This is a genomic window from Streptomyces sp. NPDC048643 (genome assembly GCF_040650615.1).
GTDB lineage: Bacteria > Actinomycetota > Actinomycetes > Streptomycetales > Streptomycetaceae > Streptomyces.
The window spans coordinates 24,034-39,484 of the sequence record NZ_JBEZHO010000037.1 but is presented as its reverse complement, the minus strand read 5'-3'; the positions used below and the strand labels follow the sequence as shown (position 1 = coordinate 39,484).

The window sequence follows — 15,451 nt, the reverse complement described above, 5'->3', positions numbered from 1 at the left end:
CTTACGTGGCCATCCGCGTCCTACTGGTCGACGACCAGCCGCTGCTGCGCACCGGCTTCCGGATGATTCTGGAGGCGGAGCCGGATCTCGCGGTCGTCGGCGAGGCCGGTGACGGTCTCCAGGCACTCGATCAGGTGCGTGCGCTGCAACCCGATGTGGTTCTGATGGACATCCGCATGCCGCGGATGGACGGTGTCGAGGCGACCCGGCAGATCACCGGCCCCGGCCGGGACGGTCCGGCGAAGGTGCTCGTCCTGACGACCTTCGACCTCGACGAGTACGTGGTGGAGGCGCTGCGCGCGGGCGCCAGTGGTTTCCTCCTCAAGGACGCGCCGGCCAACGAACTGGTGCAGGCGATCCGGGTGGTGGCGGGGGGCGAGGCGATGCTCGCGCCGAGCATCACGCGCCGGCTGCTCGACAAGTACGCGGGGCATCTCCCGTCCGGCGACGATCCGGTGCCGGACACCCTGCACACGCTGACGGACCGTGAGGTCGAGGTGCTGAAGCTGGTCGCGCGCGGACTGTCGAACGCGGAGATCGCGGCCGACCTCTTCGTCAGTGAGACCACGGTCAAGACGCATGTGGGTCACGTCCTGACGAAGCTGGGGCTGCGCGACCGGGTGCAGGCCGCGGTGTACGCGTACGAGAGCGGGCTGGTGCGCCCCGGGGCGCAGTGACCTCTCCGGCAGCCTGACCGGTCGCGTCCGCATCCGGCCCGGCTGCGGACGCGACCGCTCGGACAGCGCGAAGGGCGCCCGTTCCACTGGGAACGGGCGCCCTTCGCTTACGGCGTCGTAGGGGGGCAGGACAGGACGGAGGTAGGCAAGAGGGTCCGGGGCCGCCTGGTGAGGGTCGCGCGTCGGGCGGCGGCACTCCGCACTCGCGCCGGACAGAAGCCGGCGCCCCCGCAGCGGGGCGGTGAGGCAGGAAGCCTCAGGACGCCCCGTCAGCTCCCTGCCCCTGCTGCTCGCTCTCGAACGCCATCACGGCCTCAGCGACGGCACGCCGCCAGCTGAACGCCACGCCTCCGTGCTCACGCGCCAGTTCGGCAGCCAGACCGCGCCGCTGGACGAGCGGCAGCGACGTCTGCTGATGGGAGCTGAGGCTCGGATCCTGGGCCATGGTGCGATCCGAGCCGTCGCCCAGGCGGCTGGCCGGGGTCAGCGAGACCACCTATGTAAAGGTGTGGACGAGCTGGAGGCCGGGGCGGAGCCGCTGGGCCGGGTCCGCCGTCCCGGTGGCGGGCGCCAGCGGGCGGCTGAGGTTCCATGCCTACGCCGCCTCCGAACTTCATTCTGAAAGATCAGAGCCGTACGGTGAGCTCCTTAGCTCTCGCCGAGCAAGCCGCGGACCCGCGTGAACGCCCACGCACCAAGTGATTGGGTGTTTGCAGTTGCGGCGGCGGACCGTCAGGCCGGACCCAGCAGGGCGGAGTTACGGGGGTCCGGGAGCGGATGCGGCTGCTGCGGGGTGGTCGGGACGAACACCGGGGCGTCCTGCTGGTAGAAAATGTCGATGTCGGCTTCCTCGCCGCTGACGATCAGCGTGTCCCAGGCACCGCTCTCCTGGAGCGTGCGAAGGGTTGCGGGCGCCAGAGTGGAGAGATGGGCCCGGAGCACGTCGTCATCCGGCAGACCCGGCATACGGGGCGCCAGCCGCTCACGGATGGCCCGCATACGGTCCAGCAGGACCTCCAGATCAGCGTCCGCGGGAGCAGCGCCGGCGCGGCCAACTACGCCCGGAGCCGGGACCGGGGCCGCACTCGCCTCCATGCTCCCTTCGATGATGTCCTTGATCGCCCGGGTCACACCCCGCTCGTCCGTGGTGACCATCGCGTTCCAGGCGCGGCTCTTGTGCCGGTACTGGAGCATCGACATGGCCGCCTCGTGGCGGATGAAGTCCGCGTCACGCAGCGGCCGTCCGCGCCAGGCCCGGCTGAGGGAGCGGGCCAGCGAGACGGCGGAGGCCAGGCCGCTGTTGAGGCCGCGTCCGGGCCAGAAGTGGATGGCGTTGGCCGCGTCCCCCAGGAGGAACCCGTACGTGCCCGGGCCTTCCGCGGTCGGGCGGGTGAGCTGGGCGGTGAACCGCGGGCGCTGGACCATGTCGAGGCGGAACGACGTGATGGCGCTGAGGTCCTCCTCGGGGACGTCGAACAGCCGCAGCCCTTCCACGATCCGCTTCCACAGCGGCGAGCCGCGCAGCAGCGCCGGCAGGAACAGAGTGCCGTGGGTCGGGCAGACGAACTCGTTGTCCTCGTGGCGGCTCATCACGCACGGCCGGGCCGCGATGCACTCTTCGAAGACCTGCCGCACCGGGTCGATGCCGATGACGTTTCGGGCCTCCTCGCGGGTGAGGCGCATGTTCAGGAAGCCCTCGCCGCGCAGCGAGTTGAGCAGGAAGCGGTTCTGCGCCACGGTGAGCAGCACGCTCATCGGGTCCGAAAGACGGGACTTGACCTTGAGTCCGAGCACGATGTCCTGGATGTGCTCGCCGTCGAGGGAGTAGATGGAGGCGTCTGCCATGCCGAAGCGGCTGGCGAAGTGCTCACGGGTGCGGGAGCGACCGCCCTCGCCGATGACGAGTACGTGATCGCGGGTGATGAGGTGTTCCTGCTCTGCTATGTCGAATCGCTTGGGCACGAGCCGGATGGCGGACTTGCTGTTGGCCAGTTCGAGCAGTTGGTCCTCGATGTAGGCGATACGTATGTTGCGGGGCGGCCGTCCGTCGACGGAGTCGGGGCCGAGCGGCCACATCTCCGAATACTGGCCGGTGTCGCCGAACAACGCCGTCTGCATCTCGGTTGTGAGCGTCAGGTACTGCCGGCTCTGGACGGTGACGACTTGCTGGCGGCGGACGTTGCCCTGGTCGGCGTCCTTCCAGACGACGGAGGTGCCGTTGCGCATCCACCGGCCGTCGTAGACGGTGATCGCGACCCGTCCGGCCAGTGCATCCTCCAGCAGCAGCGCGACGGCCAGGCCGACGGGGCCGCCGCCGGTTACCGTGACCCGGAGGACTCCTGGGTCCACGGCCGCGTTGGCGCGCGGCAGGTCCATCTGGGAGAGGTCCATGACCGTCTCCACGGCCCCCTGGGTCTCGAACAGGAACGTCTCGTCGCCGATGCGAATGGTGTCGCCGGGCAGCAACTCATGCCGCTCGACACGCTGTTCGTTGACGAAGGTGCCGTTCCTGCTCCCACGGTCGTGGAGGACGTAGGTACCGTGGTCGGCGACGATCTCGGCGTGGAAGCGGGAAGCGCTGACGCTGACGATGACGACGTCGTTGTCGCTCTTGCGCCCGAACGTCACCGGAGCTTCTCCGAGAACCACGCTCTGACCGGTGAACGGACCGGTGCGTCCCACGATGACCGACAGCACGGAAACTCCTTAAGGGAAAAAGATTGGTCCAATTATGAACGACCAGGGACTCTTGTCACTCGCCGTTCGACCGGCAAGTGATGGAAAATGGCACAGGGTTGGACTTCGTATCGAACGGTGACTTGATCTCGACGGCCATCGCGCTCTTCAACGTCCCGTCCTGAGCCCAGGTCGACAGGCGCACTGTCTCCGACTTGCTCGTCGGGTCACCCTCACGGAACGCCAGCGTCCGCCACTCCTTGTCCACCACGGCTCCGTTGTCGGACACCCACCGGTACGAGAACTGGACCGGGGCCCGGTCTGTCTTGAACGTCGCGGTGAACCAGGGCGCCTCACCGTCTCCGCCTGGGCAGGTCCCGTCGAACGTGGTGGCGTTGCCGGTGACAGCCACCGACACCGGTTGGGACGCGCTGCCAGTGCTGGTGGTTTCGGCTTTCTTGGCGCTCTTGTCGTCGTCCTGGTTCATGACCTTGTAGGCGATGCCGCCACCAGACAGGACAAGCGCGACCGCCGCAGCCCACACCAGATACGTCCTACGACGGCCGCGCCGGGCGGGGAGGGGCCCGGATTTGGCGTCCTGGCCGAAGCCGCCCGCCGGGACGGGCGTGGCCGCGCCGGACCCGAACGCCGCGCTGTCCGGCGGAGGCCCGAATGTGCCCAGCGGCGAGGGCGTGGCCGCAGCCCGAGCCGCCGTCACCTCAACCGCAGCGGTCGGGCCCGTCGACGTGGTCGGAGCAGTCGCAGCCACAGTCTCCTCGGCGGCCGGCGTCTGCTGGTCGGGCGGGGTCTTCTCTGCGGCCGTCACCGCCTCGGTGACGGCCGCAGAGACACCGCCCGTCACCGACGTCGTGGGCACCGTCAAATCCGCGGTCACCTCCGCATCCGCAGCCCCCGCCCCGACCGTTGCCGTCAACACCTTGGTCGCCCGCAAGAGTTCACCCATGGCTTCCTCGGCCCCCATCCGTCCCTCGGGGTCCTTGCTCATCAGCCCCTCGATGACCGCCGTCAGCGGACCGGCCCGGTGCGGCGGCGGCAACTCGTCGTCCACGACGGCCCGCAGGGTCGACAGGGCACTCGTCCGGCGGAACGGCGAACGCCCCTGTACGGCCGTGTAGAGCAACGCCCCGAGCGACCACAAGTCGGAGGCGGTACCCGGTATCCGGCCCAACGCACGCTCGGGGGCGAGGTACTCGGGCGATCCAACGACCTCACCGGTCATCGTCAACGCGGTACTGCCCTCCACGCTGGCTATGCCGAAGTCGGTCAGGACGACCCGCCCCTCGTCGGCAAGCAGCACGTTGGCGGGTTTAACGTCACGGTGCAGCACGCCGACGCTGTGGGCCGCGCGCAGTGCCGCGAGGACCTCGAGGCCGATGCGCGCGACCTCCTTCGGTGCCAGCGCGCCCTCGGCGCCGATCGCATCGGCGAGGGAGCGGCCGCGAACGAGTTCCATGACGATCCACGGCCGGTCGTCGAAGGTCACCACGTCGTGGACGGTGACGACTCCACGGGCGTTGACGCGTGCCGCCGCCCGCGCCTCCCGCTCCAGTCGGATGTGCATCTGCCTGCTGCGTTCGGCGGGTAGTTCGATGGAGGCACGGACCTCTTTGACGGCGACGTCGCGGTGGAGCACTTGGTCGCGGGCCCGCCATACGGTGCCCATACCGCCCTCGCCGAGTACGGACAGCAGCCGGTACCTGCCTGCGACAAGCCGCTCACCGCCGGCCTCTGACGATGTCTCGTCTACGTTCTGCATGAGGTCCACTCCCTAACTCCGCCAACCGCCGCCGCTAGTATGATGAATACGGCGACGATCACTAAATGAGCAGCGTGGGGGCCGGACAGAAACAATCCGGACAGTACTGTGACAGTCGTGAACCGCCGACCTCCTCGGTGTCATGCCGCCGCCCGTCGAGGAGTGGGCGCAGGTGTCCGACACGATCATGCGGAGCATGGACGCCGGCCTGGACCCCGACCTGATCGAGCCCGGCCGGCGCGCCTGCCAGCAGCTCAGCGACCTGGTCGCCTCCTGGTTCACCACCACCGGCCGGCCCACCGGACTGCTGGGGAACGTCCGCGCCCGCACCGAGAACACCGGTCCCGAGCATGCCGTCTACGCCATGCACACGGCCCGCGTGCTGTTCCAGGGCGGCTACAGCACCCTGACCGCCGCGATCGCCAACCTCCTCGACACCCTGGGCCGCCGGCCCGACGTCCTCACCGCGCTGCGCGAACGTCCGGGGCTCGTACCCCTCGCCGTCGACGAACTCGTCCGCTTCGACGGGCCCGTGCAGGGCACCACCCGCCTCGCGGCCGCCGACCTGTCGATCGGCGACGTCGCGGTGCGCCGCAGCCAGAAGGTGACCGTGCTGTTCGCCGCCGCCAACCGCGACCCCGACGCGTTCACCACCCCGAACGCGCTCATCCTGGACCGCTCACCCAACCGGCACCTCGGCTACGGCTGGGGCACCCACGCCTGCCTCGGCACCGTCGCCGATCCCCGCCGACGACGTCCAGATCCTCGGCAAAGTCGTCGGCGTCCTGCGCATCCTCTGAGATCAGAACCGGCCTTGGCTGGCCGCGCGGTCAGGCGCTGCGCCGCTTCGGAGCCAACGTCTTCTTGGGGGTCCTCTTCACCGCTGCCTTCTTCGTGGCGGTGGCCTTGTTCGCGGCCGTCGTCTGTGAAGCGGGGGTCGCGGCCTGTCTGACCTCGTAGGGCACTGCTGTGCGAGTGGCTCTGCACCGGCGCGCAAGCAATACCTGGCACAGAACGGTGCGTGGCCGGGGATGGTCAAGATCTTCACGGCGAAGTGCCGGGCGAGTACGAGCTGGCCGCTCGATGGACTTTCGTGGCACCGAAGATCGGCTAGACCCTTGATCTGCTCGTGCCCTTCGGCTGGTCTGCAGCCGCTCTATCCCCGCCGGGCAACCGAATCTGCCGTAACGGTGGTCTGGAGGGCGAGGGAGGGTGCTCGATGCAAGCCGAACAAGAGGACCGGTTCCAGGACTTCGTCAGAGCGCGGTGGCCGCAACTGGTGCGGACCGCTTATCTGCTGACGGGGGACGTCCACCATGCGGAGGACTTGACGCAGACCGCGCTGGCCAAGGCGTACCGGTCATGGCGACGGATCTCGCGTGCTGACAATCCGGAGGCATACGTCCGACGAATGCTCGTCACCTGTAACAGTGACCGGTTTCGCAAAAGGCGGATCAGCGAGTCGCTGACGGCGTCTGTACCCGAGAGGGCGGGGTGCGACGAGGGCGCAGTCCGGGTGGAGGAACGCGGCTCCTTACTCGCCGGACTGGCTCAACTTCCCTCACGCCAGCGGGCGGTGGTGGTGCTGCGGTACTGGGAAGACCTGTCGGAGGCAGAGGTGGCCGAAATGCTTGGCTGCTCGGCCGGCACCGTTAAGAGCCAGGCGTCCAAGGGGCTGGCGAAGTTGCGTTCATATCCGGGGCTGGCTGACAGCCGCGCAGTGTCCGGCGGGCGGGGAGGTAGCAAGTGAACGGGCCAGGTGATGCGCAGGCGTCTGAGTCTCGGGCAGAGGAGCTTCAGGACGAGCAGGAGTTCAGATTCGAGGAGCGTATGCGTGAGCTTCTCGCCGAGGACGCCTACACGATCAGACCTTCGCCGGCGCCTTACACGGCAATCCGGAAGCGGGGTCGCAGGGAGCGGAAGCAGCGGGCGGCGGCGGCATTGGCGGCGCTGATTTCTCTGTGCACGCTGCCCGCGGTGGCCTACACCCTGGCCGGGGGAGACGGGGAACGGGGCACGCACACGGCGGCGCCGAAGCCCTCAGACGGCCCACCGCGTACCTCGGCCGCCACGACGCCCGGGTATACGCACTCCGCCACTGAAGGACAGCTGCTCGACGGGATCACGTTCACCCAAGCATTTGACGGGCTGGACAAGTGCCTGACCGCCGAACGCGGCACGCCGACTGCCCCGCTGGGCGAGGCCAAGAACTACCGGATCATCCTGGCGGCGAAGAGTAACGGCAGTTCCGCCCCCGGCGACAGCTTCCATGTGGTCGGCGTGCGGGAGCACCCGGCGGGGATGAGGGTGGTCTGCGACATCGAAGACGGCCAGGCCTCCGGTATCAGTACCGGAGCCAGCGACGCGGATCCGCCCGACCGACGCCTGGTCGTGCCCGATCCCAATGCGGGCGAGTTGTTCCAGCAGACGGCCGCGGACAAGGGCAGCTGGACGCTCCCCTTCCGGTGGGCGGTTGTCGGAACGGTCGACCCCTCAGTGACCGAAGTGTCTGTCTCATACGGCAACACCACCCGCCAAGCGGTCGTGGATGACGGCTGGTTTGTCGCCTCCGGCACGCTGCGCCAGCAAACTACAGCGGCACCACACATCAAGGGGTACGACGCCGCCGGAAAGCTCGTCTACGACTCCGACCAGGACAAGTACTGGGCGCGAACGCTGCCTTGACCACGCCCCACGGAGACCAGTGCGTCGGCTTGACCAAAGCGATCGCAACAGCATTGGCTGGGCCCGAAGCCGAGTCTCCCCACGCGCTTTCGCGCGCGAGAGCCGCCACCTTCGACACGCACTGCCCGGAGCACGGGCACGTCGGACGTGCTGGCCGCCTCGCCAGGTTCACATGGCGCCAACTGGCCCACGTGGCAGGGCCAACCACCCCGGCCCACCCTGCGAAGTGAGCTCATGCCACTTCTTGGAGCCGTAGGCACTGCCCACGAACGACGAATGAGCACATATTGACCTGCCACAAGCGCTGAGTGGGAACCAGCGGGCTATTTGCCCTGCCGACGCGTCGGGCACGACGGAGACCGAGCAGATCCACAACAGCCGCGGTTCATCGCGCGGCCCGGCAACGCAATGCCCACGTGCGACCTCCACGACGCAGAAGGTTCAGTGCCACGCGCGCGGCAACGAAGGGTGAGGGATGAGGACAAGACCACGCAGAAGCAGAACACGATCACGCGTCCGCCAGGCCGGCGAACCGAAAATTGACCATCGGACGTACGGCCAGGACAGCACTCCGACCCGTCCCACGGACACACTCGCAGCCGATGGTGAGCCCGCCGCTCGGGGGATCGACAGGCACAAAGCCGCAGCCAGGACAAGGCCAGCCCACCGGCACCGCGTCCGTTCCGGGGACACGCCATCGAAGCGCGGCCGGGGCATATCCCGGGCACGGTCCAGACGGCGACGGGCCCTTCGCTGGTCCACAACGGGCCTGGTGCTCCTCACACTTGGTACTGCGACTGCCGGCTACCTCTACTACCGGCAGCTCAACAGCAACATCAAAAGGGAAGCCCTGAACCTCGGGGACGAAAAGGACCGGCCCGCCAGAGCCAAAGCCAACACCGCGGGCCAGACGCCCCTCAACATCCTCCTGATCGGATCTGACGCCCGGGACACCAAAGAGAACCAGAAGCTCGGCGCCGCCAGACACACCTTCAACGGAGTTCCCCTCGCGGACGTCCAGATGCTCTTGCACCTCTCCGCCGACCGCTCCAACATGTCGGTCGTCAGCATGCCGCGCGACACCTTGCTACAGATCCCAAAATGCACGGACCCCGACAGCGGCACTGTCTACGAGGCCACCGTCTTGCCCACACCAGCCAACGAGTCCCTCGGCCGCGGCGGACCCGGCTGCACAGTAGCGACATGGGAAAAGATCACTGGCATCCACATCGACCACTTCCTGCAGATCGACTTTTCCGGCGTGGTGTCCATGGCAGACGCCATCGGCGGTGTTCCGGTCTGCGTCGACGCCAACATCCACTCCAGGGACAGTCAGGGCCACGGCTCAGGACTGAAGCTCACCAAAGGCACCCACCCGGTCAAAGGCAAACAGGCCCTGCAATGGCTGCGCACCCGCTACGGCTTTGGAGACGGCAGCGACCTGATGCGTGCCCGCGCCCAGCACATGTACATGAACTCGATGGTCCGCTTGCTGTCCAGCAAGACCTTCCTCTACGAGGCAACATGAGGCCGGCGGCGGAGCAGTGCCCGCAAACTCGCGCTCGGTCATTCCACCCCACACGCCCCACTCGATCCGGTTGGCGAGGGCGTCGGCGAGACACTTCGGTACGAACGGAACAGCCCGCGCGTATCGCCTTAGCCCGGGACTGGCCCCATTTGAGTTGATTTATGGCTTACTGACGGCGTTGGCCTGCGGTGAGCCGCGCGGCAGAGCTCGTTTGACAGATCGCTAACATCACCTCCATCATCATTCCACTAATGTAGTAGCTAAATGGTGGAGGCCATGGAGTTCCGCATCGACCGGCGCAGCGCGATACCCGCCTATCAACAGGTCGTAGAACAGACCAAGCAGGCACTGCGGTTGGGTGCTCTCATGCCCGGAGATCGCTTGCCCACGGCCAAAGAAGTCGCCGAGGCCAGTGCTCTCAATCCCAACACCACCCTCAAGGCTTATCGGGAGCTGGAGCGCGAAGGGTTGGCCGAGCTGATGCCCGGCCTCGGCACGTTCATCCGCCGCTCGCTCGCGCGTCCGCAGACAGGATCCGACTCGCTGCTGCGTGAGGAGCTCGAAGCGTGGGTGGGGCGAGCCCGAGACGCAGGCTTGGAGCGAGAGGACGTATCTGCCCTTATCGCTTCGCTCCTGGATGCAAAGTACGCAGAGGTCGCGGCCCCCGGAAGTAGATCGACGAGCTTGAATCGCAAGGAGCAACAGTGAGTAACGCCAGGGATGCCATGGACATAGCCGACCCCATCGAGGAGTCGGCTATCGAGGCTTTCGGGGTGGGTAGGAAGTACCGTCGAGGCTGGGCTTTGCAGGATTGTTCGTTTCGGCTGCCAGCAGGACGGATCTGCGGGCTGGTGGGTCCCAACGGAGCCGGCAAGACAACCCTCATGGCGATCGCCGCCAACCTGCTGAAGCCGACGGACGGCACGCTCACGGTATTCGGAGCGGCACCGGAATCCGCCGAGGCAGGCCTGCGTACGGCATTCCTCGCACAGGAGAAGCCACTGTTCCGCCGGTTCACCGTCGCTGAGACGCTACGTCTGGGGCGAGAACTCAACCCTGGCTGGGACCAACAGGCGGCCGAGGGCATCGTCCGGGCCGGCAATGTGGCCATGGCTGCGAAGATCGGTACGCTCTCCGGCGGACAGCGGACCCGGGTGGCATTCGCCCTCGCATTCGGCAAGCGGCCCGACCTGCTCCTGCTGGACGAGCCGATGTCCGACCTCGATCCCCTGGTCCGACATGAGCTCATGGGCACATTGCTGGCGGAGGCGGCTGAGCGTGGAACCACTGTGGTGATGTCTTCGCACATGCTCAGCGAAATAGAGAACGTCTGCGACTTCCTTCTTGTGCTGTCCACCGGCGGTCTGCGCGTGGCGGGGGACGTTGAGGAGATCCGCAGCGCCCACCTCCTCGTGCAGGGAGCTCACAGCGACACCCGTCAGCCCCACGGTATCCCGGCCGAACTCGCTGCACACACTGTCATTGAGAGCCGCACGAGCGGGCGCCAAGTGACCGCTCTCATTCGTCCGGACGGGCCTGTTGCCGGCCAATGGCACAGTCGCACCCCTGGGCTGGAGGAGCTTCTCCTGTCCTACCTGCGCTCCCCTGACGCGCCTCCTCTGATCAGTCCCACAGCCCAGATCCCTCTCGCCTTCAACTCTCACGGCTCGCAGGTGACAGCAATATGAGTAATCTCGCTCCCCTCTCTGCGGCCGCCCCCGTCGTCCCATCGGCCACCCCGCGCCGCGGTCCCCGCCTGAGCGGCATGATCTGGCTCGTCTGGCGCCAGCACCGAGCTGCCTACTGGACTCTCCTCGCTGCCACCGCATTGTCCGTGGCATGGATCATCCTCAAGCGAGCCGACCTCACTGACTATCTCGCTGCTCATGGCTGGCCATCAGCCACTGGTAAATGGGTTGACGGGCTGGGCCCTTACCAGTTCGAACTCCAGAAGGTGGGTCTTGGCCTGGGCTTTGCTCCCATCCTGCTGGGCGTCTTCCTTGCCGCTCCTCTTCTTGCCGGTGACCTTGAGACCGGCACCGCTAAGCTCATCGCTTCCCAGTCCGCGAGCAGGATCCGCTGGCTCTGCACGAAGCTGGGCCTCAGCATGCTGGTCGTCGTTCTCTGCACGACGGCCCTTTCGATCGCGTTCGGCTGGTGGTTCGAGCCGATCAAGAGTTCAGACTCGGGAACGAGTTGGAGCGATGGCTTCATATTCGACAACACGGGCCCGGTCCCCGTCGCACTCGCGCTGTTCACCGTCGCAGCCGGTGTGGCAATTGGCATGATCTTGCGCCGCACACTTCTCTCCATGGTGGTCACGTTCGTCGCCGCCGTGATCGTCCAACTCCTGTGGGGCCGGGCTCGGCTGCATCTCGGCGACGTCATCACTTTGACGACCACCGGCAAGGACCACCCTATGGTCTTCCCCGAGGTACCTCACGGAGCGATTGAAATCGATCGCTGGTACGCCACGGGTTCAGGCGGCACGCGCGGCCTGGGCACCTGTATTAATGGCGCGTCTGAGAGCATCCGCGCTGCCTGCCGACAGAAGGCCGACATCTCAGGCTGGTCTATCGACTACCTGCCCATTTCACAGCTGCACAGCATGCAGTGGTTCGGGGCCTCGATCCTTTTCGTTCTCACAGCCCTGATCACCGTATTCATCCTGCTTCGAGGCCACAAGCGGGTCGTCTGACCTGCCTGCCCCTGGAGGAAACAGACTCCGTCACCAAGCAAGTCGGCGCCCAGGGGAAGGACGACACATCCTTCCCCTGGAACTCGACAAACGCGGCGCCGAGTTACTGTTCCAGGTTCTCACCGAACGGGAGGAAAAAGCAGCGTCGCCATCGCCTCCAACAAGAATGTTGCCGGGTGGACCAAAACGTATACCGATTCGCGGCTCTGCACGGCCATCGTCGACCGACTCACCTTCGGCGGGAACATCATCGAGGCCGGCACAGACTCTTCCGGCTCGCTCAAACCCGGGCCGAACAGACCGCAGGCTGACGATCACACCAAGCCCTTCCTCCTGTTCGCTTCTGCGCGCCGTTTCTCTACGCTTCTTCCGGTTTGCGGCGGGTAGCGTGAGGCATACGCGCAGATCGTGTGACAAATTGGATCAGTGGCAGGGTTTTCACGTCAGCCCTGGTCGCATGGGGCTGAACTGATCGTTTCAATATGAGCTGGTGGGACGCCTGGCGCCGGGATATGCCGTAGGTGGGCAGTCATGAATGGTCACCGGCCGGTGGATGATCGTCCCAGCGCGGTCTGCGCGTCGGCTGCCGCGAGCACAGTGTCAGCCAGTTCTTCGGCGGACTGTCCGCCACCCGCGTCGATGCGAGCCAGGCCCAGCCTGTCGACGGCCTCGATCATCAGTGCCTGGTAGCGCTCCGTGCGGGCCAGGAACTTGTCCATCAGGACCCGTTCATCGTCTGCGGCTGCTTCATAGGAGCCCGCAGCGTGAACGCGGGCGCGTACTAGGAAGTCGTCAGTGGTGAGCCATATGGCTGCCGCGTGCGGGACCTGTAGCCTGGCGACGCGGACGGGCCAGAGTGCCGACCCCTCCAGGACCAGGGCCGGACTGCCGTGGTCGCTGGCCGCACGGGCCGTGATCAGCTCTTCGATGCGGGGCCAGAGCCGATCGTAGTGGTCGAACACAGACGTGATCAGCTCGTCCACCGTAAGTGATCCGTAGTGCTCAGCGACGTGCGCCGGCACCTCCCACTCCGGGGTTCTCCAGGGCCGGCCTGGGTGCCGGGCCATCGCGTCAGTGCTCAGGTACTCGAACCCGATTTTTGCCGCCACCTCTTGGGCGACGGTCGACTTCCCGACGTTCGATGTCCCGCCGATCAGGACCACTCGTAGATCGCGCACACCGACGACCCTACTGATCCTTCTGGGACGGTGCCTGCAGTCGGCGGAGACAGATGATGCAGCAGGCCAGTTGCAGGAGACCGTGGTGGAGGTCGGCACGGCGTTCGTAACGGATTCGTAGGCGTTTGAAGTGGTGGAGCCAGGCGAAGGTGCGCTCGACAACCCACCGGGTCTTCCCCAGGCCGGAACCGTGCGTGACACCCCGCCTGGCGATGAGTGGCTTGATGCCGCGCTTCCACAGCAGGCGACGGTACTTGTCGAAGTCGTAGCCGCGATCGGCGAACATCCGCTTGGGCCGGTTCCGCGGGCGGACCCGCAGTCCGCCTATGCGAGGTAACGTGTCGAGCAGGGGCATCAACTGTGTGACGTCGTGACGGTTTCCGCCGGTCAGCGAGACCCGAGCGGTATCCCCTGGCGGTCCACGATCACGTGATGCTTGGATCCGGGCCGCCCACGATCGACCGGGGAAGGCCCGACGTGATCTCCCCCTTTGAGAGCCCGGATGTGGGAGCCGTCGACTGCGCAGTCGTCCATGCGCGCCAAGCACAAGGGCGCCGGCGTGCAGGAGATCGCGGCGCAGCTTCGCGCCTGGGACACCGCCTGACCTGCGTCTATCACGAGTCTGCGAGACCACCGCCGCCTCGCGTCCAGGCCGATGTGGCCGGGCCTCGCCCGTGGTGCGAGCGAGGCCCGGTCCTCCCTGAAACAGGAGCGCTAGGGCCGGCCCACCGACATGTAGGTGAAGCCGAACTCGCGCATCTGCTGCGGGTCGAGCAGATTGCGGCCGTCGAAGAGGACCGGCCGCCGCATCTGCTGGGCTGCCTGCGCCCAGTTGATGTCTTTCAGCTGAGTCCATTCGGTGACCACGACCGCGGCGTCCGCGCCCTCCAGTGCCTCGTCCGGCGTCGCATAGCGGGTCGTGGAGCTCCACGGCTCGGCGTCCGGGGTGCGGGCCAGCGGGTCCCAGCAGCGGACCCGGGCTCCTTCGGCGAGCAGCCGGGAAGCCAGGACGGTGGACGGCGCCTCGCGCATGTCGTCGGTGCCCGGCTTGAACGCCATCCCGAGCAGGGCGATCTCCCGCCCGGCGAGGTCGCCGAGGGTGTCCTTCAGCTTCTGGATCGCGCGGCGCTTTTGGATGTTGTTGACGTCGATGACCGCCGAGAGCAGCGGCGGGTGGAAGCCGGTGTTGCTGGCGAGCTGGCGCAGGGCCTCGGAGTCTTTCGGGAAGCAGCTGCCGCCCCACCCGATGCCCGGCCGCAGGAAGTGCCTGCCCAGGCGGTGATCGAGGCCGACCGCACCCAGGACCTCTTCCGCGTCGGCACCGGTGTTCTCACACAGAGTGGCGATCTCGTTGGCGAAGCTGATCTTCGTAGCGAGCAGGGCGTTCGAGGCGAGCTTCACCATCTCCGCCGACCGCACGTCCATCGTCACCACCGGAGCGACGATGCCGTCATGCAGGGCGGCGATGAACGCTGCCGCGTCCGGGTCGTCGGCACCGATGACGATGCGGTCCGGGTTCATGAAGTCCCCGACCGCGCGTCCCTCCGCGGTGAACTCCGGATTCGAGGCGTAGGCCGTGTTGGTCAGCCCCGCCTCGTCGAGGGCCGCCCGCGCGCGGGCTCCGGTCCCCACCGGAACCGTCGACTTCATCACGACCGCCCGCAACTGCGTCGACCCGGCCAGCGAACGGACAACCGACCACACCCGCGACAGGTCGGCATCCCCGGACGCGGACGGCGGGGTGTCCACGCACACGTACGCGACCTCGGCGCCATCGAGGGCCTCCGCGAGATCGAGCGTGAACGTCAGCCGCTCCTTGTTCCGGGCGATCATGTCGCCCAGACCCGGCTCGTAGATCGGCACCTCGCCGGCGTTCAGGACCCGCACCTTCTCCGGGTCGATGTCCCGTACGGCCACCCGGTGACCGAGCTCCGCGAGACAGGCACCCGTCACGAGCCCGATGTACCCCGCCCCGAAAACCGCGACCCGTCGCTCCCGGTCCGCCATGGTTGTGCCGTCCAATCTCGGCAGGCCCAAATCGACTCACTGCCAGGGAAGTTCCAGATGAACCCCGCGAAGGGGCAACCACCCTATCCCTCACCGGCCCACCCAACGGACGCCTGCAACACTCCACCGCAGCGGCCCCGCAACGGTTCTGCCAGGTGAGCTGTGGACGTCCCGCCCCTGGTGGCGGGCACGGACTTCCCGATTCACAGGCGTTCCATTTGCGGT

Annotated in this window: 12 protein-coding genes and 5 pseudogenes; 10 read left to right on the top strand and 7 right to left on the bottom strand. The window is 67.1% G+C overall.

What is annotated here, in order from left to right; translation table 11 throughout:
- Positions 1-5 precede the first annotated feature (5 nt).
- The gene (locus tag AB0C62_RS29545; RefSeq protein ID WP_362978247.1) at positions 6-677 is read left to right on the top strand and encodes a response regulator transcription factor; all 672 of its coding nucleotides are present in this window, start codon (positions 6-8) and stop codon (positions 675-677) included.
- Positions 678-933: 256 nt separating this feature from the next.
- On the opposite strand, the gene AB0C62_RS29540 is transcribed toward AB0C62_RS29545, so the two are convergent.
- Positions 934-1,173 carry a hypothetical protein gene (locus AB0C62_RS29540; RefSeq protein WP_362978329.1) on the bottom strand — a complete coding sequence of 80 codons (240 nt, stop codon included), beginning with the start codon at positions 1,171-1,173 and terminating at the stop codon, positions 934-936.
- Here AB0C62_RS29540 and AB0C62_RS29535 point away from each other — a divergent pair.
- Positions 1,093-1,263: pseudogene (locus tag AB0C62_RS29535) on the top strand (ISAzo13 family transposase); the annotation flags it as partial. The gene AB0C62_RS29540 and the pseudogene AB0C62_RS29535 sit on opposite strands and share 81 nt — an antisense overlap.
- Before the next feature lie 146 nt (positions 1,264-1,409).
- Here the strand turns inward: AB0C62_RS29535 and AB0C62_RS29530 are convergent.
- Both AB0C62_RS29530 and AB0C62_RS29525 read right to left on the bottom strand, forming a co-directional pair.
- Positions 1,410-3,374: an FHA domain-containing protein gene (locus tag AB0C62_RS29530; RefSeq protein WP_362978245.1), complete on the bottom strand. Its 1,965-nt coding sequence runs from the start codon at positions 3,372-3,374 to the stop codon at positions 1,410-1,412.
- A gap of 55 nt (positions 3,375-3,429) precedes the next feature.
- Positions 3,430-5,130: a serine/threonine-protein kinase gene (locus AB0C62_RS29525; protein ID WP_362978243.1), complete on the bottom strand. Its 1,701-nt coding sequence runs from the start codon at positions 5,128-5,130 to the stop codon at positions 3,430-3,432.
- 172 nt (positions 5,131-5,302) lie between these two features.
- Between AB0C62_RS29525 and AB0C62_RS29520 the strand changes: the two genes are divergently transcribed.
- The 4 genes and pseudogenes from AB0C62_RS29520 to AB0C62_RS29505 form a co-directional block, all read left to right on the top strand.
- Positions 5,303-6,082 carry a cytochrome P450 gene (locus tag AB0C62_RS29520; protein ID WP_362978241.1) on the top strand — a complete coding sequence of 260 codons (780 nt, stop codon included), beginning with the start codon at positions 5,303-5,305 and terminating at the stop codon, positions 6,080-6,082.
- Between the two features lie 267 nt (positions 6,083-6,349).
- Positions 6,350-6,880 (top strand): SigE family RNA polymerase sigma factor, encoded by a 531-nt coding sequence (locus AB0C62_RS29515; RefSeq protein ID WP_362978239.1) that lies wholly within the window; start codon positions 6,350-6,352, stop codon positions 6,878-6,880.
- 80 nt (positions 6,881-6,960) lie between these two features.
- Positions 6,961-7,815: a hypothetical protein gene (locus AB0C62_RS29510; RefSeq protein ID WP_362978237.1), complete on the top strand. Its 855-nt coding sequence runs from the start codon at positions 6,961-6,963 to the stop codon at positions 7,813-7,815.
- A gap of 475 nt (positions 7,816-8,290) precedes the next feature.
- A pseudogene (locus AB0C62_RS29505) lies at positions 8,291-9,310 on the top strand (LCP family protein); the annotation flags it as partial.
- A 17-nt stretch (positions 9,311-9,327) separates the two neighbouring features.
- Here the strand turns inward: AB0C62_RS29505 and AB0C62_RS29500 are convergent.
- Positions 9,328-9,506: pseudogene (locus AB0C62_RS29500) on the bottom strand (WhiB family transcriptional regulator).
- 113 nt (positions 9,507-9,619) lie between these two features.
- Here AB0C62_RS29500 and AB0C62_RS29495 point away from each other — a divergent pair.
- The 4 genes and pseudogenes from AB0C62_RS29495 to AB0C62_RS29480 all read left to right on the top strand — a co-directional run.
- Positions 9,620-10,051 carry a GntR family transcriptional regulator gene (locus tag AB0C62_RS29495; protein WP_362978235.1) on the top strand — a complete coding sequence of 144 codons (432 nt, stop codon included), beginning with the start codon at positions 9,620-9,622 and terminating at the stop codon, positions 10,049-10,051.
- A 17-nt stretch (positions 10,052-10,068) separates the two neighbouring features.
- Positions 10,069-11,031, top strand: coding sequence for an ABC transporter ATP-binding protein (locus tag AB0C62_RS29490; protein WP_362978321.1), 963 nt, complete (start codon positions 10,069-10,071; stop codon positions 11,029-11,031).
- A gap of 77 nt (positions 11,032-11,108) precedes the next feature.
- Positions 11,109-12,041, top strand: coding sequence for an ABC transporter permease subunit (locus AB0C62_RS29485; RefSeq protein ID WP_362978233.1), 933 nt, complete (start codon positions 11,109-11,111; stop codon positions 12,039-12,041).
- 76 nt (positions 12,042-12,117) lie between these two features.
- Positions 12,118-12,352: pseudogene (locus tag AB0C62_RS29480) on the top strand (ATP-binding protein); the annotation flags it as partial.
- Positions 12,353-12,580: 228 nt separating this feature from the next.
- On the opposite strand, the gene AB0C62_RS29475 reads toward AB0C62_RS29480, so the two are convergent.
- From AB0C62_RS29475 to AB0C62_RS29465, 3 genes and pseudogenes are all read right to left on the bottom strand, one after another.
- On the bottom strand, positions 12,581-13,204 hold the full coding sequence (locus AB0C62_RS29475; RefSeq protein WP_362978319.1) for a hypothetical protein: 624 nt from the start codon (positions 13,202-13,204) through the stop codon (positions 12,581-12,583).
- A gap of 25 nt (positions 13,205-13,229) precedes the next feature.
- Positions 13,230-13,753 (bottom strand): annotated as a pseudogene (locus AB0C62_RS29470) (IS5 family transposase); the annotation flags it as partial.
- A 180-nt stretch (positions 13,754-13,933) separates the two neighbouring features.
- Complete coding sequence (locus AB0C62_RS29465) at positions 13,934-15,226, bottom strand: UDP-glucose/GDP-mannose dehydrogenase family protein (RefSeq protein WP_362978231.1); 1,293 nt, start codon at positions 15,224-15,226, stop codon at positions 13,934-13,936.
- Between the last annotated feature and the right edge of the window lie 225 nt (positions 15,227-15,451).

Excerpts from the sequence above, each read along its gene's own strand:
- AB0C62_RS29515 (WP_362978239.1), top strand. The coding sequence starts at position 6,350 with ATGCAAGCCGAACAAGAGGACCGGTTCCAGGACTTCGTCAGAGCGCGG.
- AB0C62_RS29490 (WP_362978321.1), top strand. The coding sequence starts at position 10,069 with ATGGACATAGCCGACCCCATCGAGGAGTCGGCTATCGAGGCTTTCGGG.
- AB0C62_RS29525 (WP_362978243.1), bottom strand. The coding sequence starts at position 5,130 with ATGCAGAACGTAGACGAGACATCGTCAGAGGCCGGCGGTGAGCGGCTT.
- AB0C62_RS29510 (WP_362978237.1), top strand. The coding sequence starts at position 6,961 with ATGCGTGAGCTTCTCGCCGAGGACGCCTACACGATCAGACCTTCGCCG.
- AB0C62_RS29495 (WP_362978235.1), top strand. The coding sequence starts at position 9,620 with ATGGAGTTCCGCATCGACCGGCGCAGCGCGATACCCGCCTATCAACAG.
- AB0C62_RS29465 (WP_362978231.1), bottom strand. The coding sequence starts at position 15,226 with ATGGCGGACCGGGAGCGACGGGTCGCGGTTTTCGGGGCGGGGTACATC.
- AB0C62_RS29485 (WP_362978233.1), top strand. The coding sequence starts at position 11,109 with ATGATCTGGCTCGTCTGGCGCCAGCACCGAGCTGCCTACTGGACTCTC.